Annotated in this window: 21 protein-coding genes and 3 pseudogenes; 6 read left to right on the forward strand and 18 right to left on the reverse strand. The window is 71.6% G+C overall.

Features of this window, described 5'->3' with window-relative positions; translation table 11 throughout:
- Positions 1-483: 483 nt before the first annotated feature.
- On the reverse strand, positions 484-1,392 hold the full coding sequence (locus ABTY98_RS19600; protein WP_352222172.1) for an alpha/beta fold hydrolase: 909 nt from the start codon (positions 1,390-1,392) through the stop codon (positions 484-486).
- 609 nt (positions 1,393-2,001) lie between these two features.
- On the opposite strand from ABTY98_RS19600, the gene ABTY98_RS19605 reads away from it, so the two are divergent.
- Positions 2,002-2,763 (forward strand): GntR family transcriptional regulator, encoded by a 762-nt coding sequence (locus ABTY98_RS19605; RefSeq protein WP_352222173.1) that lies wholly within the window; start codon positions 2,002-2,004, stop codon positions 2,761-2,763.
- Between the two features lie 78 nt (positions 2,764-2,841).
- On the opposite strand, the gene ABTY98_RS19610 is transcribed toward ABTY98_RS19605, so the two are convergent.
- Positions 2,842-3,999: an ROK family transcriptional regulator gene (locus ABTY98_RS19610; protein ID WP_352222174.1), complete on the reverse strand. Its 1,158-nt coding sequence runs from the start codon at positions 3,997-3,999 to the stop codon at positions 2,842-2,844.
- A 130-nt stretch (positions 4,000-4,129) separates the two neighbouring features.
- Between ABTY98_RS19610 and ABTY98_RS19615 the strand changes: the two are divergent.
- A pseudogene (locus ABTY98_RS19615) lies at positions 4,130-4,410 on the forward strand (ABC transporter permease); the annotation flags it as partial.
- A 31-nt stretch (positions 4,411-4,441) separates the two neighbouring features.
- Here the strand turns inward: ABTY98_RS19615 and mug are convergent.
- The 10 genes and pseudogenes from mug to ABTY98_RS19665 form a co-directional block, all read right to left on the reverse strand.
- Positions 4,442-4,987 (reverse strand): G/U mismatch-specific DNA glycosylase, encoded by a 546-nt coding sequence (gene mug / locus ABTY98_RS19620; protein ID WP_352222284.1) that lies wholly within the window; start codon positions 4,985-4,987, stop codon positions 4,442-4,444.
- Positions 4,984-6,429: an adenylosuccinate lyase gene (purB, locus tag ABTY98_RS19625; protein WP_352222175.1), complete on the reverse strand. Its 1,446-nt coding sequence runs from the start codon at positions 6,427-6,429 to the stop codon at positions 4,984-4,986. The genes mug and purB overlap by 4 nt, the downstream gene beginning before the upstream one ends.
- Positions 6,430-6,488: 59 nt before the next feature.
- A complete protein-coding gene (locus ABTY98_RS19630; protein WP_352222176.1) occupies positions 6,489-6,887 on the reverse strand; it encodes a DUF4326 domain-containing protein in 399 nt (132 codons plus the stop codon).
- Positions 6,888-6,908: 21 nt separating this feature from the next.
- Entirely contained in the window at positions 6,909-7,700 is a 792-nt protein-coding gene (locus tag ABTY98_RS19635) for an SGNH/GDSL hydrolase family protein (protein WP_352222177.1), read from the reverse strand.
- Between the two features lie 60 nt (positions 7,701-7,760).
- A complete protein-coding gene (locus ABTY98_RS19640) occupies positions 7,761-8,774 on the reverse strand; it encodes a hemolysin family protein (protein WP_352222178.1) in 1,014 nt (337 codons plus the stop codon).
- Positions 8,771-10,111, reverse strand: a complete 1,341-nt coding sequence (locus ABTY98_RS19645; RefSeq protein WP_352222179.1) for a hemolysin family protein — start codon at positions 10,109-10,111, stop codon at positions 8,771-8,773. The genes ABTY98_RS19640 and ABTY98_RS19645 overlap by 4 nt, the downstream gene beginning before the upstream one ends.
- A gap of 283 nt (positions 10,112-10,394) precedes the next feature.
- Positions 10,395-10,814, reverse strand: a complete 420-nt coding sequence (locus tag ABTY98_RS19650; protein WP_352222180.1) for a GNAT family N-acetyltransferase — start codon at positions 10,812-10,814, stop codon at positions 10,395-10,397.
- Positions 10,811-11,194, reverse strand: a pseudogene (locus tag ABTY98_RS19655) (MmyB family transcriptional regulator); the annotation flags it as partial. The pseudogene ABTY98_RS19655 and the gene ABTY98_RS19650, both read right to left, overlap by 4 nt.
- A gap of 87 nt (positions 11,195-11,281) precedes the next feature.
- The gene (locus ABTY98_RS19660) at positions 11,282-13,849 is read right to left on the reverse strand and encodes an ABC transporter permease (protein WP_352222181.1); all 2,568 of its coding nucleotides are present in this window, start codon (positions 13,847-13,849) and stop codon (positions 11,282-11,284) included.
- Between the two features lie 4 nt (positions 13,850-13,853).
- Complete coding sequence (locus tag ABTY98_RS19665) at positions 13,854-14,657, reverse strand: ABC transporter ATP-binding protein (RefSeq protein WP_352222182.1); 804 nt, start codon at positions 14,655-14,657, stop codon at positions 13,854-13,856.
- A 163-nt stretch (positions 14,658-14,820) separates the two neighbouring features.
- Between ABTY98_RS19665 and ABTY98_RS19670 the strand changes: the two genes are divergently transcribed.
- Both ABTY98_RS19670 and ABTY98_RS19675 read left to right on the forward strand, forming a co-directional pair.
- Positions 14,821-15,072, forward strand: a complete 252-nt coding sequence (locus ABTY98_RS19670; protein ID WP_352222183.1) for a toxin-antitoxin system HicB family antitoxin — start codon at positions 14,821-14,823, stop codon at positions 15,070-15,072.
- A gap of 4 nt (positions 15,073-15,076) precedes the next feature.
- Entirely contained in the window at positions 15,077-15,451 is a 375-nt protein-coding gene (locus tag ABTY98_RS19675; RefSeq protein ID WP_352222184.1) for a fic family toxin-antitoxin system, toxin component, read from the forward strand.
- Between the two features lie 15 nt (positions 15,452-15,466).
- Here the strand turns inward: ABTY98_RS19675 and ABTY98_RS19680 are convergent, their stop codons facing one another.
- Complete coding sequence (locus ABTY98_RS19680; protein ID WP_352222185.1) at positions 15,467-16,150, reverse strand: class I SAM-dependent methyltransferase; 684 nt, start codon at positions 16,148-16,150, stop codon at positions 15,467-15,469.
- 111 nt (positions 16,151-16,261) lie between these two features.
- Between ABTY98_RS19680 and ABTY98_RS19685 the strand changes: the two are divergent.
- Positions 16,262-16,849 (forward strand): annotated as a pseudogene (locus ABTY98_RS19685) (helix-turn-helix transcriptional regulator); the annotation flags it as partial.
- A gap of 128 nt (positions 16,850-16,977) precedes the next feature.
- Here ABTY98_RS19685 and bioD read toward each other — a convergent pair.
- The 3 genes from bioD to bioB are packed head-to-tail and all read right to left on the reverse strand — an operon-like array spanning position 16,978 to position 20,127.
- A complete protein-coding gene (bioD, locus tag ABTY98_RS19690; protein ID WP_352222186.1) occupies positions 16,978-17,694 on the reverse strand; it encodes a dethiobiotin synthase in 717 nt (238 codons plus the stop codon).
- A gap of 2 nt (positions 17,695-17,696) precedes the next feature.
- Positions 17,697-18,977: an adenosylmethionine--8-amino-7-oxononanoate transaminase gene (locus ABTY98_RS19695; RefSeq protein ID WP_352222187.1), complete on the reverse strand. Its 1,281-nt coding sequence runs from the start codon at positions 18,975-18,977 to the stop codon at positions 17,697-17,699.
- The gene (gene bioB / locus ABTY98_RS19700) at positions 18,970-20,127 is read right to left on the reverse strand and encodes a biotin synthase BioB (RefSeq protein WP_352222188.1); all 1,158 of its coding nucleotides are present in this window, start codon (positions 20,125-20,127) and stop codon (positions 18,970-18,972) included. The genes ABTY98_RS19695 and bioB overlap by 8 nt, the downstream gene beginning before the upstream one ends.
- Positions 20,128-20,274: 147 nt before the next feature.
- Between bioB and ABTY98_RS19705 the strand changes: the two genes are divergently transcribed.
- Complete coding sequence (locus tag ABTY98_RS19705) at positions 20,275-21,402, forward strand: 8-amino-7-oxononanoate synthase (protein ID WP_352222285.1); 1,128 nt, start codon at positions 20,275-20,277, stop codon at positions 21,400-21,402.
- A gap of 59 nt (positions 21,403-21,461) precedes the next feature.
- Here ABTY98_RS19705 and ABTY98_RS19710 read toward each other — a convergent pair whose 3' ends face one another.
- On the reverse strand, positions 21,462-21,689 hold the full coding sequence (locus ABTY98_RS19710) for a DUF397 domain-containing protein (RefSeq protein ID WP_352222189.1): 228 nt from the start codon (positions 21,687-21,689) through the stop codon (positions 21,462-21,464).
- Positions 21,690-21,698: 9 nt separating this feature from the next.
- Positions 21,699-22,559: a helix-turn-helix domain-containing protein gene (locus ABTY98_RS19715; protein WP_352222190.1), complete on the reverse strand. Its 861-nt coding sequence runs from the start codon at positions 22,557-22,559 to the stop codon at positions 21,699-21,701.
- Positions 22,560-22,751 lie beyond the last annotated feature (192 nt).

A 22,751-nucleotide genomic window follows, 5' to 3' on the forward strand; every position in this document is an offset into this window, starting at 1 on the left:
AGTTGTGCACAGCCACACAACTACTGGTGCGCCGCAGCGCTCACGGAAACCACAAGTGAACAACTGACCCGCTCCGCAAGGTCACCCGTCGAGCGCCTCCGCCATCACCCGCCCTTCCTCCCGGATCCGCGCCGGCGGCAGCTGCGCGTACCCAACACCAGACACCAGCCGTACGACGGATTCGTCGGCCCCAGCCCCCAGCCGTACGCCGGCGTCGTCGCCCCGCGCGTGCGCGCACACGCCCAGCGGATGCACAGCGACCCGGGCCCGGCCACCCACTCACCGCGTCGCCCACCGCTCCGTTCGTCGGAACGGCCTCCCAAGGGCCGCCCGGCGTCGGCGGCCCCGTGGTGGGCGCGAGGGTCGCCATGGCCTCGGAGCCCTGCCACACGTCTGGCGACGCTGGGCGGTGGGTGTGGTGCCGTGCGTCGTATGGGCCGTCGGGCGGGGGGTGTCCGCGCCCGGCGCCGTTTCAGTCGCCGTTCAGCGGCTGCCGGAGCCCGGTTCGGAGTGAGCCGTCGGCCGGGGGCCGCCGACACCGCACCCTGCCTCGGGCGACGCTCGGCGGCTGCCGTCCAGGATGACCCGTGCGACCAGCGCCGGGTCGTCGTTCATCGGGCAGTGCCCGCAGCCGGGCAGCCGGACCAGGCGGGCCTTGGGGATGATCTGCTTGGCACGGACCCCCTGACTGCGCACCAGCAGCATGTCCCGGGTGCCCCAGCCCACGGTGACCGGGATGCCGGGGATGTCATCCGTGAACTGGACGGCGGAGCCCGCCCGCAGGGTCTCGGCGAACCCGGTGGCCTGGGCGAGCGCGAGCGTCTCGGCGACCACGGCCTCGGGTGAACGGCGCGCCGGGCGGGCGTAGATGGTGCTTGTCAGGGCCGTCCGCCCGGCGGCCGTCCGGGACAGCCGCTCGACCAGCGGGAGCGGCAGCCGCTCCGCGATCCCGCGCATGGCGATGAGGACACCGAAGGCGTAGCGCCGCTCGGCCTGCGACCAGAATCCGGCGGGGGAGAGGGCGGTGACGGACCGTACGTGCTTCTCGCGGCCCAGCTCCAGGGCCAGCAGCCCGCCGAGCGAGTTGCCGGCCACATGCGGCCGGTCCAGCTCCAGCGCCTCGAACAGGGTGGCGAGCACGGCGTTGGTCGTCGGCAGGTCGTAGGCGAGGCCCGCGGGAAGCCCGGGGGAGGCTCCGAAGCCGGGCAGGTCCACGGCGATCACGTCCCGCTCGGTCGCGAGGATGTCCACCACCGGGTCCCAGGCCTGCCGGTGATGCCCTATTCCGTGGATCAGGACCAGCGGCTCGCCGCGGCCCACGCGCGCGTAGGAGACGGTCACGTCCTGCTGACCCTGCGCGGCCGGGACTTTGAGGGAGACGGTGGCGGACATGGGGGCTCCTCGTCTGTGACATCGGCTGACGCCGTAGACAGCTTGTCAGCAATTGCTACTGGCGGGTAGTCCCCGGGGGTGGTGTGTCGCGCCTCCATGGCCGATGGCGTAGCTCAACATGCCCTGCGCAGCGGCAGGTTGAAATCGGCGCGCCCGAAGCGCTGCGCGGGGGTCAGTCAATGCGGCAGCCACGTCTCCACGGATCATTCTGGGCCGCGTGCACGGTGGACGTGGTGATTCCGCCCGGTCGTGGAGGAACGTGTCGGGCGGGACGAGGCCCTGACCGCGTCAAGACGGCCGACCCCGTTCGGTCATCCGAAAACCGGGCCAACGGCGGTCCCTCGCCGACCTCCGACAGCCGACTTCTGATATCCGGCGCCCCACGGCTCCCGTCGTACGGCGGGAGCCTTGCCGTCATGTCACGAAAACGCCCCCGTGCGAACGCCTTGTGAACGCTGCACGGCACCGCTTTCTATGCGCTTCCCACGGGATCGAGGATTGGTCTTGACCAAGGGGGTGCACCGCCCTATGGTCGCAGATAAGTACAACAACCTTTAATAAACAAGGGCGCTAAAACGCCGCCGGACCACGGCGATTGCGGAGGACAGGGTGGGGACCACGCAGCTGGAATCGGTGCCGGAACCGAAGTACTGGCATCTCAAGACCGTGCTCAGTGAGGCACTCGACTCGGAGTTCTCGGTCGGCGAGATCCTGCCCAACGAGCGCGACCTCGCCGCCCGCTTCGGCGTGGCCCGCGCCACCCTCCGTCAGGCCCTCGAACAGCTCGAACTGGAGGGCCGCCTCCAGCGCCGCCGCGGTGTCGGTACGACGGTGGCGCCCCCGCGCATGGGCGTGGCCGTGGGGACCGACCAGGACGCCTGGCCGGGCGCCCCCGGCGACGCGTGGCAGCCGGTCGACTGCACCCTCGCGGTGCCGCCCACGACCGTCGCGACCGCTCTGGAGACCGGCTCGGAGGAGCCGGTGCACGTCGTGCGCCGCTCCCGCGTCTCCCACGGCCAGCCGGTCGCCGCCGAGCTGCTGTACATCCCGGCGCCCTCCGTCCCGGACCTGACGGCGATCGACGCGCCGTCCGGATCGGCACGCGCGCGTGCGGTGCTGCGCGAGCTGCAGCGCCTGGAGCTGGAGGGCCAGGACCGGGCCGTGGAGCTCGGCTCGGCACGCGCGGACGACGCCAAGGAACTCGACCGCCTCCCCGGAGCCCCGGTCCTCGTCGTCACCACCCGCTTTCTGGCCGCCGGCCGTACGGCCGCGCTCTCCGTCGCCACGTACCGCGCGGACACCTGCCGGCTGACCTTCGGCGACTCCGGCGGAGTGGAGATCCACCACGGACCGGAGCGCCAGGCTTCATAGCCACCGAGCCGGAACAGGACGCGCCCCGGAACTCCTCCAGGGCGCGTCACGTTTCTCAGCGCGGCGCCGCTCGGCTGTTCACCGGCGTGCGGTGACCGTCCCGTCAACCGCGAACAGCTGCTCCTCCACATGGTCGAGGGCGAGCCGCAGCGCGCCGGTCGCCACCGCCGCCTCGCCGAGGAGGGAGAGAGCCACCCTGGGCGGCCGCAGACAGTAGCGGGCGAGTTCGCGGCGCAGCGGCTCCAGGACGCCGTCGAGTCCCGCCGCCCAGCCGCCGATCACCACCAGCTCCGGGTCCAGGGCCAGCACGAGCGCGGCCACGTCGTGGACCAGCCGCTGGATGAACCTGTCGACCGCGGCCCGCGCCCGCACGTCCCCCTTGCGGGCCAGCGTGAACACCTCGGCGACCGCCTGCTCGTCCAGCGGGTGCAGTGGTTCGTCCGTGGTGGACAGCAGCGTCTCGGGGGTCACCTCCCGGCCCAGCAGATGCAGCGCGCCGATCTCCCCGGCCGCCCCGCCGTAGCCCCGGTGCAGCCGTCCGCCGATCAGCGAACCGGCGCCCGGACTGAGCCCGGCCAGCACCATCACCACGTCGTCGGACTCGGTGGCGGCGCCCTTCCAGTGCTCGGCGACGGCCGCCGCGTTGGCGTCGTTCTCCACCAGCACCGGACACTTGAAGGAGCGGCTCAGCCGTTCGCCCAACCGCAGTCCCGTCCACTGGGGCAGCGCGGTGCCCAGCCGCACCCGGCCGTCCGCCTCGACGATGCCCGGTGTGCCCACCCCGACGGCCCGCAGCGAACTACGCGGTACCCCGGCCCGGCGCAGCAGCTCGGCGACCGCGGTGCGCAGCCGCTCCAGCCGCTCGTCCGCGTCGGCCGTCTCGTCCACGTCCTTGGCCTGCGTCCCCAGGACCCGGCCGTCCAGATCGGCCAGGAGCGCGGAAACGCGGTGCGCGCCGATCTCCAGTCCCAGCAGATGCCCGGCCTCGGCCCGGAACCGGAACCGCCGCGCGGGCCGCCCCTGCCGCCGGGTGGCACCCTCCTCGGCCGCCTTCTCGACGACCAGACCAGCCTCAATGAGCCCTTCGACGACCCCCTCGACGGTCGGCCGGGACAGCCCGGTCACCCGGGTGATCTCCGTGAGCGTCGCGCAATCCGTGGCACGCAGCGCATGCAGCACCACCGCGGAATTGATCCTTCGCAGCAGAGACGGATCACCACCGGTCAGCCCCGCCAACGTCCGTCCTCCCAGCTAGCTCCGCGTGTTGGCCGGATCGTACTTCGGTAACGACGACCCCGGCGAGTGCCCGGAGCCCCCGACCTGCCGAAGATCCGCGATCACCGCGGCACGACGAACCCCGACTCGTACGCTGCGACCACTGCCCGACCGGCGGCGCTGGTTCGCGGCGAAGGCCACGGCGATCGCATTGCCGGTGCTCGCCGTCGGTCTGCTCACCGGCCTCGTCACCCTCGTCCTGGGCAAGTACCACCTGACGCCGACCTGCTGCCCGACCGAGCGGGTCAAGTCGTCCTCCACAGCGACCGGGACGGGGCCCTGGGGCCGTGGACGGGGCCGGCAGTGACCGCGCGGTGGGCGGCGGCCGCGGTGCTCGCCGGAGCCCGCAGTGTGCGCCGACGGGACGCCTGACGGCCGCGACCGCCCTTTCAGCGGTGACCGGCTAGCCCTCCGCTGCCTCCCGCAGCCGCCCGAACTCCTCCGCCATCGTCGCCGCCGTCCAGTGCGCGTTCAGCCCGCTGGGGTTCGGCAGCACCCACACCCGCGTGTCCCCGATCGTCCGCTCCTGCGGTCCCACCTGTGCCCAGCGGTCGCCGAACGCGGCCCGGTAGGCCGTGATGCCCACCACCGCCAGCCACCTCGGCCGTGTCCGTGTCACCTTCGCCGTCAGCAGCCGGCCGCCCTCGGCGTACTCCGCGGCCGTCAGCTCGTCGGCGCGTGCGGTCGCCCGCGCCACCACGTTCGTGATGCCGAGCCCGTAGGACAGCAACTCGCCCTGTTCAGCGGGCTTCAGCAGCCTCGGGGTGAACCCGGACAGCTGCAGCACCGGCCAGAAGCGGTTGCCGGGACGGGCGAAGTGATGGCCCGTGGCCGCCGTCATCAGGCCGGGGTTGATGCCGCAGAACAGGACGTGCAGACCGTCCGCGATCACGTCCGGGACGAGACGGTCGCGGGCGGCCTCCAGTTCCGCCGCTGTGAAGCGGGTCAGAGGATCGCTCCGGGGGTGTAGCCGGCGGCCTCGGGGTGCTGCTTGACGATCTCCTCGATCCGGCCGACGACAGCTGCGACCTGGTCGGCGGCCGCGCCCGTGAAGGACAACTTGTCGGCCATCAGGGCCGCCAGCTGCGCACGGTCGAGCGGCAGCCGCTCGTCGGCGGCCAGCTTGTCGAGCAGGTCGTTGCGCTCGGCGCCCTGCTCACGCATCGCCAGTGCGGTAGCGACGGCGTTCTCCTTGATCGCCTCGTGCGCGACCTCACGGCCGACGCCCGCGCGCACCGCGCCCATCAGCACCTTGGTGGTGGCGAGGAAGGGCAGGTAGCGGTCCAGCTCACGGGCGATGACGGCGGGGAACGCGCCGAACTCGTCGAGGACCGTCAGGAAGGTCTCCAGCAGACCGTCCAGCGCGAAGAACGCGTCGGGCAGGGCCACCCGGCGCACCACCGAACAGGACACGTCGCCCTCGTTCCACTGGTCGCCCGCCAGCTCGCCGGTCATCGAGGCGTAGCCGCGCAGGACCACCATCAGGCCGTTGACGCGCTCGCAGGACCGCGTGTTCATCTTGTGCGGCATCGCCGAGGAGCCGACCTGGCCCGGCTTGAAGCCCTCGGTGACCAGCTCGTGCCCGGCCATCAGCCGGATCGTCTTGGCCAGCGAGGACGGCGCGGCCGCCAGCTGCACCAGCGCGGTCACGACCTCGTAGTCCAGCGAGCGCGGGTACACCTGGCCGACCGACGTGAACGCCTGCGAGAAGCCAAGGTGCCGCGCGATCCGGTTCTCCAGGTCGGCCAGCTTCGCGGCGTCCCCGCCCAGCAGGTCCAGCATGTCCTGGGCGGTGCCGACCGGACCCTTGATGCCACGCAGCGGGTAGCGGCCGAGCAGTTCCTCGACCCGGCCGTACGCCACCAGCAGCTCGTCGGCGGCGGTCGCGAAGCGCTTGCCGAGGGTGGTGGCCTGCGCGGCCACGTTGTGGGAGCGGCCGGCCATGACCAGCTCCGCGTACTCCCCGGCCAGCTTGCCCAGCCGCGCCAGGACGGCCACCGCACGGTCGCGCACCAGCTCCAGCGAGAGCCGGATCTGCAACTGCTCGACGTTCTCCGTCAGGTCGCGGGAGGTCATGCCCTTGTGTACATGCTCGTGCCCGGCGAGGTCGTTGAACTCCTCGATCCGCGCCTTCACGTCGTGCCGCGTGACCTTCTCGCGCTCGGCGATGGAGGCCAGGTCGACGGTGTCTAGGACCCGCTCGTAGTCGGCGATCGCCGCGTCCGGCACCTCGATCCCGAGGTCCTTCTGCGCCCGCAGCACGGCGAGCCAGAGCTGCCGCTCCAGCTTCACCTTCTGCTCGGGCGACCAGAGCGTGGCGAGCTCGGCGGAGGCGTAGCGTCCGGCGAGGACGTTCGGGATGCGGGGCTTTGCGGGGGCGGCAGAAGTCACGTGTACGGATTCTACTGGCGGTTTCTGCAGTCCAGCGTCGCGGGTCCGCTCGTGCGAAGCTACGAGAGCTGTGCCCGGGGTGCGGACGAATCGGGCCGACCTGGCTGCGCGCGAGAGCGCTGGGAGACCACGGCCAGCTCCGCCAGCACGTCCGCGTGGCACAGCTCGGGCGCGCACCAGCACGCCAGGGTCTTCCCCCGCAGCTCGGCCACCAGCTCCAGCAGTTCGGGACGCTCCAGCAGATACGCCCGGTACATCGCCAGCACCTCGGCCCGGGTGCCGTCCCGTTTCTTCTTCGGGGTGTCGTAGGCGAAGGGGTTGTAAAGCGGGTGGCGGGGCAGGTCCCAGCCGCCCATGGTCCAGCGCCGGCCCACGTAGACGACCTCCTCCGGGGCGTGTTCCAGCCGGGGGCCGAACTCATGGATCCGGCCCCTGACATTGATCACCCGCGTGGACACACGCCTCAGGCTATGCCCGCGCTATGCCTCGTACGGCAGCAGCTCCGGCCGCTTCGGCGTGCGCCCGTCCCCCGAGGAGCGGCCGGTCAGGCGGCGGCCTATCCACGGCAGCAGGTGCTGCCTGGTGAAGCGGGCGTCCGCGACCCGGCGCGCGACCCAGCCGGGCGGCGGCGTGGCCGGCATCGGTGTGTGCCACTCGCGGTCCTCGGCCTCGTAGCCGAGGGTCTGCCAGACCGCTTCGGCGACCCGGCGGTGACCCTCGGCCGTCAGGTGCAGCCGGTCAACGTCCCACAGCCGGGGGTCGGCCAGCGAGGGGGCGCCGTACAGGTCGACCACCAGGGCGCCGTGCCGCCCGGCGAGGTCCTCGACGCAGGCGAACAGCTCCTCCATGCGCGGCCGGAACCGCTCGAGAACCGGGCCCTGGCGGCCGGGGCTGCGCATCAGCACCAGCCGCTCGCAGGCCGGCGCCAGCCGCTCCACCGCCTCGGTCAGCAGGTCCCGGACCCGGCCCATGTCGCACTTGGGCCGCAGGGTGTCGTTGAGGCCGCCGACCAGCGTGATCACGTCGGGCCGCATCGCGACCGCCACGTCCACCTGCTCCTCGACGATCTGCCCGATCAGCTTGCCGCGCACCGCGAGGTTGGCGTAGCGGAAGCCGGGGGTGTGGGCGGCCATCCTGGCGGCGAGGACATCGGCCCAGCCCCGGTACGAGCCGTCGGGCTGCAGGTCCGACATGCCCTCGGTGAAGGAGTCGCCGACCGCGACCAGGCTGGAGTGTGCGGGAAGCGCAGGGTTCACAGGGTTCTTCTGCATGGCGACAGAGATGGTATCCCGAGGCGCATACCCGTCAGTCGGTCGCTCCCCCGGAGAGGGCTACGCATGTTGCCCGAACAGCTCCCGCAGCACGTCCTCCATCGTCACCAGCCCCGCCAGCCGTCCGTCGTCGCCGAGCACGCCCGCCAGATGGGTGCGGCTGCCGCGCATCGCGGTGAGCACATCGTCCAGCGGGGTGTTCTCCCGCACCCGCGCGATGGGCCGCATGTCCCGCAGCCGGAACGCCTCGTCCCGGGGCGAGGCGTCCAACGCGTCCTTGACGTGCAGATAGCCGACGATCCGCCGCCCCTCGTCGACCACCGGGAACCGGGAGAAGCCCGACTCCGCCGACAGCCGCTCCAGTTCCTCCGGGGTGACGCCCACGCGCGCGTAGACGACACGCTCCAGTGGCACCACCACGTCCCGCACCGGCCGGCGGCCCAGCTCCAGGGCGTCGTGCAGCCGTTCCTGCGCCCGGTCGTCGATCAGGCCCGCCTCGCTGGCGTCCTTGACGATCTCGGCGAGCTCGGTGTCCGTGAAGGTCGCCGCGACCTCGTCCTTGGTCTCCACCCGGAGCAGTTTGAGCAGGCCGTTCGCGAAGGCGTTGACGGTGAAGATCACCGGCCGCAGTGCCCGGGAAAGGGCCACCAGCGGCGGTCCGAGCAGCAGCGCGCTGCGTACGGGCTCGGCGAGTGCCACGTTCTTCGGCACCATCTCGCCGAGCAGCATGTGCAGATAGGTCGCCAGCGCCAGGGCGATCACGAAGGACACGGCGTGGCCGGCGCTCTTGGGTACGCCGACCGCGTGGAACACCGGCTCCAGCAGATGCGCGATCGCCGGTTCGGCGACCACACCCAGCACCAGCGTGCACAGCGTGATGCCGAGCTGGGCGGCGGCAAGGAGCGCGGACACGTGCTCCAGGCCCCACAGCACGCTCCTGGCCCGCCGGTCGCCCGCCTCGGCGTGCGGCTCGATCTGGGAGCGGCGCACGGAGATCAGCGCGAACTCGGCACCCACGAAGAAGGCGTTGACGACCAGCGTGGCAAACCCGATCAGCAGCTGTACGACGGTCATCGGTGCCCCTCCTGTTCCTGCCTCTGTTCGTCGGCGAGCGGCGCGTGCAGCAGTACCCGGGCCGCGCGCCGCCCAGACGCGTCGACCACGTCGAGCCGCCACCCGGCGACCTCGACGCTGTCCCCGGGCTCGGGTATCCGGCCCAGCTCGGTCGCGATCAGCCCGGCCAGCGTCTCGTACGGCCCCTCGGGCGGCCTCAGGCCCACGCGCGCGAGCTGGTCCATGCGGGCCGCGCCGTCCGCCGAGTAGAGCGCGCGGCCCTGCTCGTCGGCGCCCGCGGGGGCGAGGTCGGGCGTCTCGTGCGGGTCGTGCTCGTCGCGGACCTCGCCGACGACCTCCTCGACGATGTCCTCCAGGGTGGCGACCCCGGCCGTACCGCCGTACTCGTCGATGACGACGGCCATGGTGCGCCGGCCGCCGAGGCGGTCCAGGAGGCGGTCGACGGTGAGGGACTCGGGGACCAGCAGGGGCTCACGCATCACCTCGTCCACCCGGACGCGGGCCCGCTCCGCCACGGGCAGGGCCAGGATGTCCTTGATGTGGGCGGTGCCGACGACCGAGTCGAGGCTGTCCCGGTAGACCGGGAAGCGGGACAGCCCGGTCGCCCGGGTCGCGTTCGCCACGTCCTCGCAGGTCGCGCCGACCTCCAGGGCGACGACCTGGACGCGCGGGGTCATCACGTTCTCCGCGGTGAGGTCGGCGAGGTTCAGCGTGCGTACGAACAGCTCCGCGGTGTCCGCCTCCAGCGAGCCCTCCTTGGCGGAGTGCCGGGCCAGCGCGGCCAGCTCCTGGGGTCCGCGCGCGGAGGCCAGCTCCTCGGCGGGCTCCACACCGAACCGTCGTACCACCCGGTTCGCGGTGTTGTTCAGATGCGTGATGAACGGCCGGAAGGCCGCGCTGAACCAGCGCTGGGCGTTGCCCACCCGCTTGGCCACGGCCAGCGGCGAGGAGATCGCCCAGTTCTTGGGCACCAGCTCGCCTACGACCATCAGGAACACCGTGGACAGCGCGGTGCCGATCACCAGCGCGAGCGAGCTCGCCGCCGACCGCGCGATGCCCACCGCCTCCAGCGGACCGGCCAGCAGCTTGCCGATCGACGGCTCGGCGAGCATGCCGACCACCAGATTGGTGACCGTGATGCCGAGCTGGGCCCCCGAGAGCTGAAAGGTCAGCTGCCGTACGGCCTTGAGGGCGCCCGCGGCACCGCGCTCGCCGCGCTCCGCGGCCCGCTCCAGTTCACCGCGTCCCACCGTGGTGAGCGAGAACTCGGCCGCGACGAAGGCACCGCAGGCGAGCGAGAGCAGGATCGCCACCAGCAGGAGGAGCACTTCGGTCATCGGGTCACCTCCGTCCCATGATCGGACAGGGTGGACGGGACCGCGCGGTGTTGGCGGGACAGAGGACTGGGAGGCTCGCCCATGGGCGGACGCTCACACACCTTTCATGGAGGGACGGGACGACTCCTCAATAGTAAAGGATCGGCAAAGCTGGCTACTCGGGGGTCTCCGCCAGCGGCGTAACCCCCCGTCGCCACCTCTCCCACGACTCGTACCCCACCGCCCGCAAGGCATGGTGCGCGGTCTCGTCGCGCACGAAGTCCTGCCTGCTCACACACATCGCCTACAGCGGTTTGGCCCAGCGCCGCCAGTGGTCCTCGCGGTGGTACCCGGTGGCGGCCCACGTGTGGTGAGCCTGTTCGTTGGCTTCCAGGACCATGGCGTCGATGCGTCGTCCGCCCAGGGCGGCGAAGCGTTGTTCCGCGGCTTCCAGGAGGGCGGTGGCGATGCCTCGCCGGCGGTGGTCGGGGTGTACGGCCAGTCGGTAGGCGGAGCAGCGCCATCCGTCGAAGCCGGCTATGAGGGTTCCGGTGAGGAGGTCGCCGCGCGTCGCGAGGAGCAGGGCGTCGGGGTCTCGTGTGATGAGTCGGGCCACTCCGTCGTGGTCGTCGCTGATGCTCGTTCCTTCCGCGGCGTCGCGCCAGAACCGCAGCACGGTGTCGATGTCCGAGAAGGTGGCGCTGCGGATGTGAAGATCGCTCATGGGGCGAGCCAAGCAGAGCGTTCGCCTGTCTGGCGAACAGGTATTCCGTGCCTGGGAATCGAGCGGGGCCGCCGGCGCCTTCGCGGCCACCCGGTCGGACAGCCGCCGACGGTCACCAGCACCCTGGGACACGCCGACGCCCCTCGCTGCGCGGATCGCCGTGGGCTCACTGCCGTTCCGCGGCCTCGGCCCTCTGCCCCGGTTCGTCCGTCCGGTCTGAACCCGCATGCTTGTCGCAGCATCGTCAGTGCCGCGGCTGAGGCGGATCCTGGCTCCGCTGTGATCGTGACGAGGGACTGGTGCGGTTCCTGCGGGATGCGCAGGGTCTGCTGTGTGATGGTCAGGTTTCCGACGACCGGGTGGGTAACGTCGTAGACGACGCGCGCGTGAGCCGGTTGACCCCGAGGCGGAACGGACGCGGCACGAACTTCTTCCCAACGGTCCGGAACGTGAGCGTCACGATTGCATCACTCGTGCGCGATGGCCGCCAGCACATTCATGCGCGATGCACGCAATGCCGGCAGCAGCGCCGCCACGATGCCCACGACCGCCGAGCCGATCACGACGGCCACGATCGTGCCCCATGGGATCGCCAGCGCCTTCATGCCCTGGAGAGCCAGCACCTGCTGGGTGCACACGCCCCACACCAGGCCGAGCGCGAGCCCCAGCACCGCGCCGAACACCGCGATCACCACCGACTCCAGCCGGATCATCCGGCGCAGCTGCCGCCGGCCCAGCCCGATCGCGCGCAGCAGCCCGATCTCCCGGGTGCGCTCCACGACCGACAGGGCCAGGGTGTTGACGACCCCGAGCACCGCGATCACGATCGCAAGGCCGAGCAGCGCGTAGACGAGGTACAGCAGCACGGCGATCTGGTCGTGGACCAGCTTCTTGTAGTCGGCCTGGTCGCGGACCTGCACCTGCGGATACGGGGCGAGGGTCTTCTCCAGGTTCGCGCGGAGCCGGTCGACACTCGTGCCCGGGGCGTGGTTGACGTACAACGACGAGTCCTGGCCGTCGGGGACGTACTTCTCCACGGTGGCGATGCCGAGGAACAGCCCGCCCTGGGTGCCGAAGCCGCTGCCGCTGTCCTGGTCGGTGAGGGCGCCCACCTTCATCTCGGCGCTCTTGCCGCCCTGGAACTCGACCGGGAGCACGCTGCCGAGGCGCACCTTGTGGTCCGCGGCGAAGGTGGCGTCCATGCCGATACTGCCGTCGGCGAGCGCGGCCGCGGTGTCGCCGCCCTTGTAGGCGACATGGGCGACGTCGTCGACCTGCGCGTCGTACCCGGCGGCGGTCGTGGTGACCCGCTTGCCGTCCGGCAGCCGTAGGGCCACCGGCGCAAACCGCTGCCGGACGACGAGACCCACGCCCTCGGTGTCGCGCACCTTGTCGGTGACCTCCCGGGTGAACGGCAGGAAGTTGCCGTTCTGGACGATGAAGTCGGCGCCCAGGGTCTTGTCGATCTGCTGGTCGAAGGACTTGGACATGGAGGCGCTCGCCACCGACATCCCGCCGACCAGGGCCAGCCCCACCATGAGCGCGGCGGCGGTGGCGCCGGTACGGCGCGGGTTGCGCAGGGCGTTGCGCTGGCTCATCCGGCCGACCGAGCCGAACAGGGCGGGGAAGGCCGCGCCCAGGACGCGGATCACCGGGCGTACCAGCAACGGGCCCGCGATGACCGTGGCGAGCAGCGTCAGCACCACCCCGAGGCCCAGCAGCGAGGCGGCCGAGGCGGTCTTCGTGGCCGCCGCACAGCCCGCGAGGGCCGCCACCCCGAGCACCCCGACGACCGCGCCCACGATCGCCCGCACCGTCAAGGGCTTGCCCACCCCGGCGATCTCGGCGTCCGCGAGCGCCGCCATCGGCGACACCGTGGCCGCGCGCCGGGCCGGCAGATACGCGGCGACGAAGGTGACGCCGACGCCCACGGCGTAGGCCGCCACGGGTGTGCCCCAGCCGACGACCATCTCGGTGGTCTTGAGGTTCATCCCGAACGCGCTCATCAGCTTGATCAGCCCGAGCGCCAGCCCGATACCGGCGCCCAGACCCAGGGTCGAACCGACCAGCCCGAGCAGCACCGCCTCGGTGAGCACGGACCGCCGGACCTGACGCCGGTCGGCGCCCAGCGCGCGCAACAGGCCCAGCTCGCGGGTGCGCTGGGCGATCAGCATGGAGAACGTGTTGACGATCAGGAAGACACCCACGAGCGTGGCGATGCCCGCGAATCCCAGCATCACGTACTTGATGACGTCGAGGAATCCGCCCAGGTCCGCGGCGGAGGACTTCGCCTGCTCGTCGGCGGTCTTCAGGTCGTACGTCCCGGTCCCGATCGCCTCGCCGACCCGGCGCTTCAGCTCGGCGTCCGTGACACCCCGCGCCGCGTCCACCGAGATGCTGGTGGCCCGCTCGGCGGAGCCCAGCAGTTCCTTCGCGGCGACCGACGGGTCGAGGAAGACCAGGGCCGCACCGGGGTTGGTGGTGGTGAAGGTGGCGATGCCGACGATCTCGACCCTGAAGGTGCCGGGCTGGGCCTGCACGGTCAGTGTGTCGCCGATGCGCACGTGCTTCTTGTCGGCGGTGTCCGCGTCGAGGAGCGCCTGGCCCGCACCCCGCGGGGCGTGCCCCGAGGTGAGCTTCACAGGGCTGCGGTGGGTGAGGTACCAGTCGGTGGCGATGGTCGGGGCGCCGGTGGTCGGGCCGACCGACTTGTTGTGGCTGTCGACCACCACGATGTTCTGCACCGAGACATCCGCGTGGGTGTCCGCGACCCCGTCGACCTTGGCGACCCGCTCCTTCAGCGCGGCCGGCACGGTCTGTACGGCGCCGGTCGGCACCGACGACTTGAGGTCCTCCTTGGGCTCCACCGTCACATCGGCGGAGGTGGAGGCGAACAGCCGGTCGAAGGTACGGGTGACGGTGTCGGAGAAGATCAGGCTGCCCGCGACGAACGCCACGGACAGGACGATGGCCAGCGCGGACAGCAGCAGCCGTCCCTTGTGGGCCAGGAAGCTCCGCAGGGTTGCCTTGAGCACCGGGTCAGTCCTCCCCGGGCCCGGAGGACCCGCGTCCCACGTCGAACCGCTTCATCCGTTCGAGTACGGCGTCGGCCGTCGGCCCTTCCATCCGGTCCACCATTCGGCCGTCCGCGAGGAAGAGCACCAGGTCGGAATGGGCGGCGGCGCCCGGGTCGTGGGTCACCATGACGACCGTCTGCCCGAGCTGGTCGACCGCGTCCCGAAGAATGCCCAGCACCTCGAGACCGGCTCGCGAGTCCAGGTTGCCGGTCGGCTCGTCGGCGAAGATCAGCTCCGGCCGGGAGGCCAGCGCCCGTGCGCAGGCCACCCGCTGCTGCTGCCCGCCGGACAGCTGCGCGGGCCGGTGCTTGAGCCGGTCCCGCAGCCCCAGCGTGTCGATGACCTGGTCCAGCCACTTCCCGTCGGGCTTCTTGCCCGCGATGTCCATGGGCAGGGTGATGTTCTCGGCCGCGTTCAGCGTCGGGATCAGGTTGAACGACTGGAACATGAACCCGATCCGGTCCCGGCGCAGCCGCGTCAGCTCGCGCTCCCGCAGACCCGTTATCTCGGTGCCGCCGAGCCAGACCTGGCCGGCCGACACCGTGTCCAGTCCCGCCAGGCAGTGCATCAACGTGGACTTGCCGGAGCCCGAGGGGCCCATGACCGCGGTGAAGCGGCCGCGCGCGATGTCCACGTCCACCGAGTCCAGTGCGAGCACGGCCGTCTCGCCCGCGCCGTACGCCTTGGTCAGCCCGCGTGCGCGGGCCGCTGTCCCGTCCGCGGCCGGTCCCTCCGCGGCCGGTTCCTCCGCAGCTGCTGTGGACAACGCTGCCTCCTCGCTGGCGCGATCTAGCCGTGACCCTTGTTGTTGGAGCTTTGTCCGAGCTTTGTCCGGGACGAGCGTAGTGTGACGCGCCGCACAGGCGGTATCACTTTTCGATTGCGATGCGCGCTTGCCGCTGCTAGCACAACCGCGCTAGCGTCTAGGTATGGCGAAGACCCAGCTGAACGTGCGCGTGGACGAGGGGACCGTCAAGGCGGCCCGCGAGCGCGCTCTCGCGCGCGGGATGAGCGTCAACCGCTACATAGAGGAACTGGTCATGCAGGACACAGGTGAGGCGGGCCGTACGTTCGTCGAGGCGGCCGCCGACTTCATGAAGCAGTACGAGTCCGTCTTCGCGGAGGAGTTCGGCGAAGCCCAGGGTCCCGATACCTCTGACAAGACCGAAGGCCGTCACTGATCCCTTGAACGACCTGACCATCGATCTCGCCTGGCTCCTCATGCTCGCCGAACAGAAGACCCCGGGGGACCCCCAGGTCACCGACTGGGGTGCGCTGATCGCCGCCGTCGCCCGGCACCGGGCCGAGATATTCGACGTCCCCGTCTACGACAGCCCGCACGCCCGCGCCGCCGCACTGCTCCAACTCCTCATCCACGTACCGGCGCTTGAGCGCTCGAACGCCCTCTTCGCGTCCTCGGTCGCCTACGCCTACCTGGTCGCCAGCGGCCTCAAGATCGCCACCTCGCCCGAACAGGTCCGCGATCTGGCCCGGTTGGTGAAGACCGGCGAGGCGAGCCTGTCCGACATCGCGGAGGAGCTGCGCCGCTGGAGCCTGTGATCACGACTGCTGTGGTCAGGTCTCCGGGGCCTTGCGCGCGACGCCCAGCACACAGTAGGAGGTCGGCAGCCGCAGGCCGTTCTCCGGCAGGAACACCCGCCGGTACGCGCCGAGTTCGAACCCGGCCGCGCGCATCTCGGCGACCGGCTCCCGGGACAGATGGCAGCCGCCGCTCAGCAGCGGCCACACCGTCCGGTCCAGCGCCCGCTGGGTGAACAGCATCGCCGGGCCACCGCCCCGCCCGTGCTCGAAGAACCGCAGCTCACCGGCCGGTCGCAACACCCGCCGTACCTCCGCGAGCGCCCGTGGTACGTCCCGCACACTGCACAGCACCAGCGAGAGCACCGCGGCGTCAAACGCCTCGCTCTTCACCGGCAGCGCCTCCGCCGCGCCCGGCACCACGTCCACCGGGACATCGGCGCGGACGGCGGCCTCCGTCGCCAACCGCCGCAGGGTGCGTTCCGGTTCGATCGCGACGACCTCCGCCACCGACCCGGGATACCGCGCGAAATTGAGACCGTTGCCCGCGCCGATCTCGATCACCCGCCCGGTCAGCCCGGAGAGCAACCGCTCCCGGACGGCGGCCATACCGAGCCTGGTCTCGGCGGCCACGCTGCAGCGGGCGTAGTAGCGGGCGAACAGCGGGTGGTGGACGGGATCCCGCACCGGATTCCCGGCAGCGGTGGACATCAGCCGCATGACGATACCTCCCGAGGGGAGCAGGTCTACGGTGATTGTCCCCCGCGAAGGGCCGTCGCACCCCCCGCCGCCCGATCAGGCGATGAAGTCGCGCACCTGCTGGTAGACGCCGTAGTCGTTGCCGCCCGCACCGGAGACACCCGGGTCGCCCGCGCCGCGCACGCCGACTACCACCGGTGGGCCACCGCCGTCCGCAGCACCGACGACCTCGCGCTCAGCGCCCGCTGCCGGGCCCTGCTCACCCCCGGCGCCGAGGCCGTCCAGCACTACCGCACCGCACTCGACCTGCACACCCGGGGCACCCGCGACTTCGAACGCGCCCGTCGAGCTGCTGTTCGCCGGAGCCCTGCGCCGACTGCGGCACCGCGCCGAGGCCCGTGACCGGCCCACAGCGCGCTGGCGGCCTTCGAGTCCTTCGGCGTCCCGCACTGCGCCGCCCAGGCCCGCGCCGAACTCGGCGCCCTGGGAACGGCGTTGACACCCGCCACCGGTGCGCCCGACCCGGCCGCCGTCCTCACCGCCCAGCAGCTCATGGTCGCCCGGATGGCCGCCGAGGGTGCCACCAACCGCGAGATAGCCGACCGGCTCAACCTCAGCCTGCGCACCATCGACCACCATCTGCGCGGTGTCTTCGCCCGGTTGGGCATCCGGTCCCGGATCGAACTGGTCCGGCTGCCGGCCGACGGCACGGCTTCCTGAGCGGGTGATGGAGCGCCCCGAAGGGGCGCCGGGCTGTATCGATATGCGGCTCAGCCGCGTGGGCGCGACCAGCCGAAACGGCGCCGCGGACGGCCGACGACCTGTCCTCGGCGTTCCCGGCAGCGCGCTCAGCGGGCCTCGCGCGCCCGGAACGCCTCCGCGTCCCAGCTGCCGTCCAGTCGTGCGGACAGCCAACTCGGTGCCGCCGCACGGAAGTCCGCGGGCGCGAGCGCTCCGGCCCCGGCCGGCAGCGCACCGAGCAGCGGAGCTCCGGCCACCCCAGGAAGATCGGCGACATTGCAACGCGACGCAAGATCCGGGGACTCGGGCCAGCTTCCGATCACCACACCCAGCAACTCCAGCTCACGGGCTCGCAGTTCACGGGCCGTCAGCTCGGTGGTGTTGAGGGTGCCGAGTCCGGCCGACGCCACCACCAGCACCGGCGCGGCCAGCAGCCGGGCCGCGTCCGCCAGTGTGCCGCCCGCCGCGTCGAACCGCACGAGCAGCCCGCCCGCGCCCTCGACCAGCACCAGTTCGTGCTCGGTGGCCAGCTTGGCGGCGGCCTCCGCCACCTCGTACGGACGCACGGGCGCCATCCCGGCCCGGCGAGCTGCCGTGCCCGGCGCCAACGGCTCGGGGAAACGGGCGAGTTCGGCGGCCGTCACCGCGCCCGCGAGCCGCGCGACCTCGTCGGCGTCCCCGCGCTCGTCCGGTCGTACCCCGGTCTGTGCGGCCTTCAGAACCGCCACCGAGCGGCCCGCCGCGAGCGCCGCGGCGGCGACGGCGGCAGTGGTGACCGTCTTGCCGACCTCCGTGCCCGTCCCCGTGATCATCAGGATCGGCATGTTCATCCCTCCCGCGCGGCGGCGCACACCGCGCGCGCGATCCGTGCCACGTCCGCGTCGCCCGTGACGTACGGGGGCATCGTGTAGACCAGATCGCGGAACGGCCGCAGCCACACACCCTCGCGCACCGCGGCCGCCGTGGCGGCCTTCATGTCCACCTCGTGGTCGAGCTGGACGACCCCGATGGCACCGAGGACGCGGACGTCCCGTACGCCGGGGACGTCCAGGGCCGGCGCCAGTCCGTCCCGCAGGCCCGTCTCGATCCGCTTGACCCCCGCCTGCCAGTCCTGGCCCAGCAGCAGACCGATCGAGGCGCACGCCAGGGAAGCGGCGAGGGGGTTGCCCATGAACGTCGGGCCGTGGGCCAGCACCGGCACCTCACCCCGAGAGATGCCCTCGGCCACCCGGGGTGTGCACAGGGTCGCCGCCATCGTCAGATAACCGCCGGTCAGCGCCTTGCCCACGCACATCACGTCCGGGGTGACGGCAGCGTGGTCCGCCGCGAACAGCGCGCCGGTGCGGCCGAAACCGGTCGCGATCTCGTCGAACACCAGCAGCACGTCATGCGCGTCGCAGGCCTCGCGCAGCACCCGCAGATAGGCGGGGGAGTGGAACCGCATCCCGCCCGCGCCCTGCACCACCGGCTCCACGATCACCGCGGCCAGTTCGGGCGCGTGGTGCTCGATCAGCGACCGCAGACGGTCGGCGTACGACTCGTCGTACTCCGTCGGCGGCGCGTCCGCGAAGACCTGGCGGGGCAGTACCCCGGACCAGAGCTCGTGCATCCCGCCCTCGGGGTCGCACACCGACATCGGCTGCCAGGTGTCGCCGTGGTAGCCGCCCCGCCAGGTCAGCAGGCGCTGTTTCGCGGGGCGCCCCAGGGAACGCCAGTACTGCAGACACATCTTGACCGCGACCTCAACCGACACCGAGCCGGAGTCGGCGAGGAAGACATGCTCAAGCCCGTCCGGCGACATGTCGACAAGGAGCTTCGCCAGACGTACGGCGGGCTCGTGGGTGAGCCCGCCGAACATCACATGGCTCATCCGGCCGAGCTGGTCGCGCGCGGCCTCGTTGAGCACCGGGTGGTTGTAGCCGTGGATCGCCGACCACCAGGACGACATGCCGTCGACCAGCTCGCCCGAGCCGTCCGCGAGCCGCAGCCGGACCCCGCTCGCCGACTCCACGACGAGCGGCTCGGCCCGGCCCGGCATCGGTCCGTACGGATGCCAGACGTGCCGCCGGTCCAGCTCCAGCAGCTCGGGGACGCTCAGGTCAGGCATTGGGCGCGAGATCCGTTCCGGCGCCCCGGCGGCGGACGGCGACCAGGTCGGTGCGCGGCTCGTCGGCGGCGGCGGTGCCACATCCCCCTTCATGAGCACCGCACCCGGCCTCGGCGTGCGACCCGCAGCCGGCGCCCCCGACCTCCGCCCGGTGCTGCGGCAGAGTCACCTCGTCGGCGCCCTCGACCACGAACCCGGCGTCCGCGATCATCTCCAGGTCGGCCTGGCCGGCCTGGCCCTCGGTGGTGAGGTAGTCGCCGAGGAAGATGGAGTTGGCCAGGTGCAGCGCGAGCGGCTGCATGGTGCGCAGATGGACCTCACGGCCGCCCGCGATACGGACCTCCACGTCCGGGCAGACGAACCGCACCATCGCCAGGATGCGCAGACAGCGCCGCGGGGTGAGGTTCCACTCCTTGGCCAGCGGGGTGCCCTCGACCGGGATCAGGAAGTTGACCGGCACCGAGTCCGGGTCCAGCTCGCGCAGCGCGAAGACCACGTCGACCAGGTCCTCGTCGGTCTCGCCCATACCGGCGATCAGACCGGAGCAGGCCGACAGACCAGCCGCGTGCGCCTTGGTGACGGTGTCCACCCGGTCGGCGTACGTGTGCGTGGTCGTGATGTCCCCGTACGTCCCCTCGGACGTGTTGAGGTTGTGGTTGTAGGCGTCGGCGCCCGCCTCGCGCAGCCGCTCGGCCTGGCCGTCGGAGAGCAGGCCGAGGCAGGCGCACACCTCGACGCCCTCGTTCTGCTCCTTGATCGCCTTGATTGTGCCGGCGACCCGGTCGACGTCCCGGTCGGTCGGGCCGCGTCCGCTCGCCACCAGGCAGACCCGCTTGGCGCCCCCGGCCAGACCAGCGGCGGCCGCCTTCGATGCCTCGTCGGGTTTCAGCCAGGTGTACTTGAGGATCCCGGTCGAGGATCCGAGGCGCTGCGAGCAGTAGGAGCAGTCCTCCGGGCACAGGCCCGACTTGAGGTTGACCAGGTAGTTGAGTTTCACGCGCCGGCCGAACCAGTGCCGGCGCACCTTGCCGGCCGCCGCCACCACATCGAGCACGTCGTCGTCGGAGGTCGCCAGCACGGCGAGCGCTTCCTCGCGGGTCGGCAGCTCGCGCCGAAGCCCCTTGTCCACCAGCGTGTTCAGCAGGTCCATGAGAGCCGATCCTGTACTACGAGGCTGCTCCGGGCCAAGGAGAGTTTGCACAACCCTGTCAGTTCGACGTGTGGGTATTGCCACACAGTGGGTGGCTGCCGGTGCCGCTAGGGTCTGTCCACTGCCTACAAAATGACCGGAGGAGCCATGGCGTTCGGCTGGATCGACGAACAGGCGGAACTGCGCCGCCGCGCCGGACTGGTACGGACCCTGCGCCCCCGCCCCGCCGACTCCCCGCTGCTGGACCTGGCGAGCAACGACTACCTGGGCCTCGCCCACCACCCGGAGGTCGCCGAGGGCGCGGCCGGGGCGGCCCGGACCTGGGGCGGCGGCTCCACCGGCTCCCGGCTGGTGACCGGCACCACGGAACTCCACACCGAGCTGGAGCGCGAGCTGGCCGAATTCTGCGGGTCCGAGGCGGCCCTGGTCTTCTCCTCCGGCTATGCCGCCAACCTCGCCGCCGTCACCACCCTCGGCCCGCACGGCTCCCTGATCGTCTCCGACGCCCTCAACCACGCCTCCCTGATCGACGGCTGCCGGCTGGCCCGGGGCGCCACCCAGGTCGTCGGACACGCCGACCCGGACGCCGTACGCAAGGCGCTCGGCACCCATGAGGGACCCGCGGTCGTGGTCTCCGACTCGGTGTTCTCGGTGGACGGCGACGCGGCACCGCTCGCCGCACTGGCCGAGGCATGCCGGGAGCGCGGCGCCGGGCTGCTCGTGGACGACGCCCACGGGCTCGGGGTCCTCGGGGACGGCGGGCGGGGCGCGCCGTACGCGGCCGGGCTCCGCGGCGCCGACGACGTGGTCGTCACGGCGACCCTCTCCAAGTCGCTGGGCAGCCAGGGCGGGGCCGTGCTCGGCCCGACCCGGGTGATCGACCATCTGGTGAACGCGGCCCGGACCTTCATCTTCGACACCGGCCTGGCCCCGGCCGCCGCGGGCGCGGCCCTGGCGGCGCTACGGCTGCTGCGCCGCGAGCCGGAACGAGCGGTGCGGGCCCGCGAGGTCGCCGCGGAACTGCACGCACGGCTGACCGCCGCGGGTCTGGAAGCGGTACGTCCGGACGCCGCGGTGGTCTCCGTGCGGGCACCGTCCCCGGAGGGGGCCGTGCGGTGGGCGGCCGACTGCCGTACGGCAGGCCTGGCCGTGGGCTGTTTCCGTCCGCCTTCCGTGCCGGACGGCATCTCACGGCTCAGGCTGACCGCCCGTGCGGACCTCTCCGGGGCCGAGATCGAACGCGCTGTACAGGTGATCGGCGAGACACGACCATGAGTCGGCGTGACACGGCCGGGCCTTGCCCATATGCGGATACGGAGTCGGTTACGGGCTGATCAGCCGGTGAGCGCCGACACGAAGCCCGCCCAGCTCCCGGGGGAGAAGAGCAGCGCGGGTCCGGCCGGATCCTTGGAGTCGCGCACGGCGAGCAGTCCGGTCAGCGGACCGGAGTGCGGCCGTGCCGTCTCCACACAGTTGTTCGCTCCGGTGCTGTAGCTGCTGCGCAGCCACCGCAGTCCGTGCAGATCAGCACTTGAAGGTACGTTCCGAGGCAGTGCAGTCATGGTGCCTCCTTACGCGCCGTCACCTATCCCGGCGATGTAATCCAACGAGTCCTCGGTCGAAAGGGCGTGGATCTGAAGGGTGTTGAAGGCCTCCGCGTACGCCTGGAGGTCTTCTTTCCGTTCGAGGTAGAGGCTACTCGTCAACTGGTCGACAACAACCACATCCAGATCAGAAGTGCTCGGAAATGAGAAGATTACGAAAGGACCGGTGATGCCGATATGGGCTCCGGCCGAGAACGGCAGCACCTGGAGCCGTACCTGGGGCAACCGGGCCGCCTCCACCAGCCGCTCCAGCTGTCTGGCCATCACGCCCGGGCCGCCGACCTCCCGGCGCAGCACCGCCTCGTCAAGGACCGCGCTCAGTTCCAGCGGCGGACGGTTTCGCAGCACGTCCTGCCTGGCCAGACGCACCTTCACCAGGGCGTCCAGCGCCTCGTCGTCGAGCCCGTCCACGGCCGCCCGGGTCACGGCACGCGCGTACTCGGGGGTCTGCAGCAGCCCCGGTACGACCGAGGTCTCCAGCGTGCGCATCGCGCTGGCCTGCGACTCCAGACTGATGAAATCCCGGTAGGTGGGCGGCAGCACCCCGCGATAGGCATGCCACCAGTGGTGCCGCCCGGCGGTGTCCTCCGACCCCGCCAACACCAGCAGCAACTCCCGCAGTTGCCCCTCGACCACGCCGTAGGCGTCGAGGAGTAACCGCACATCGGCCGGTTTCACACCGCTGGCGCCGGTCTCGATCCGGCTCACTTTCGACTGATGCCAGCCCACCAGACGAGCGGCCTCGCCGCTCGTGAGGCCGGCGCCGGTGCGCAGCGTGCGCAGTTCGGCGCCCAGTTTCCGGCGGCGTACCGCGGGACCGTTCTGCATGGGCTACTCCTTACTCCTTCCGAGCCGCCCAAATACGCTCTGAGGTCGCAGAGTTCACCGCATCGAGCGACAGATATATGCATATCTTGGTGGATCGCTCCCCTGACCGCCCTGGTAATGGCAGTCTGACGAAGAAGCACCAGTCCGGGACCGTACTCGAACCATCCGCGCCGTGTCGGGCTCCGGTCCCGT

Source organism: Streptomyces sp. NPDC096040, from assembly GCF_040303265.1.
Classification (GTDB): domain Bacteria; phylum Actinomycetota; class Actinomycetes; order Streptomycetales; family Streptomycetaceae; genus Streptomyces.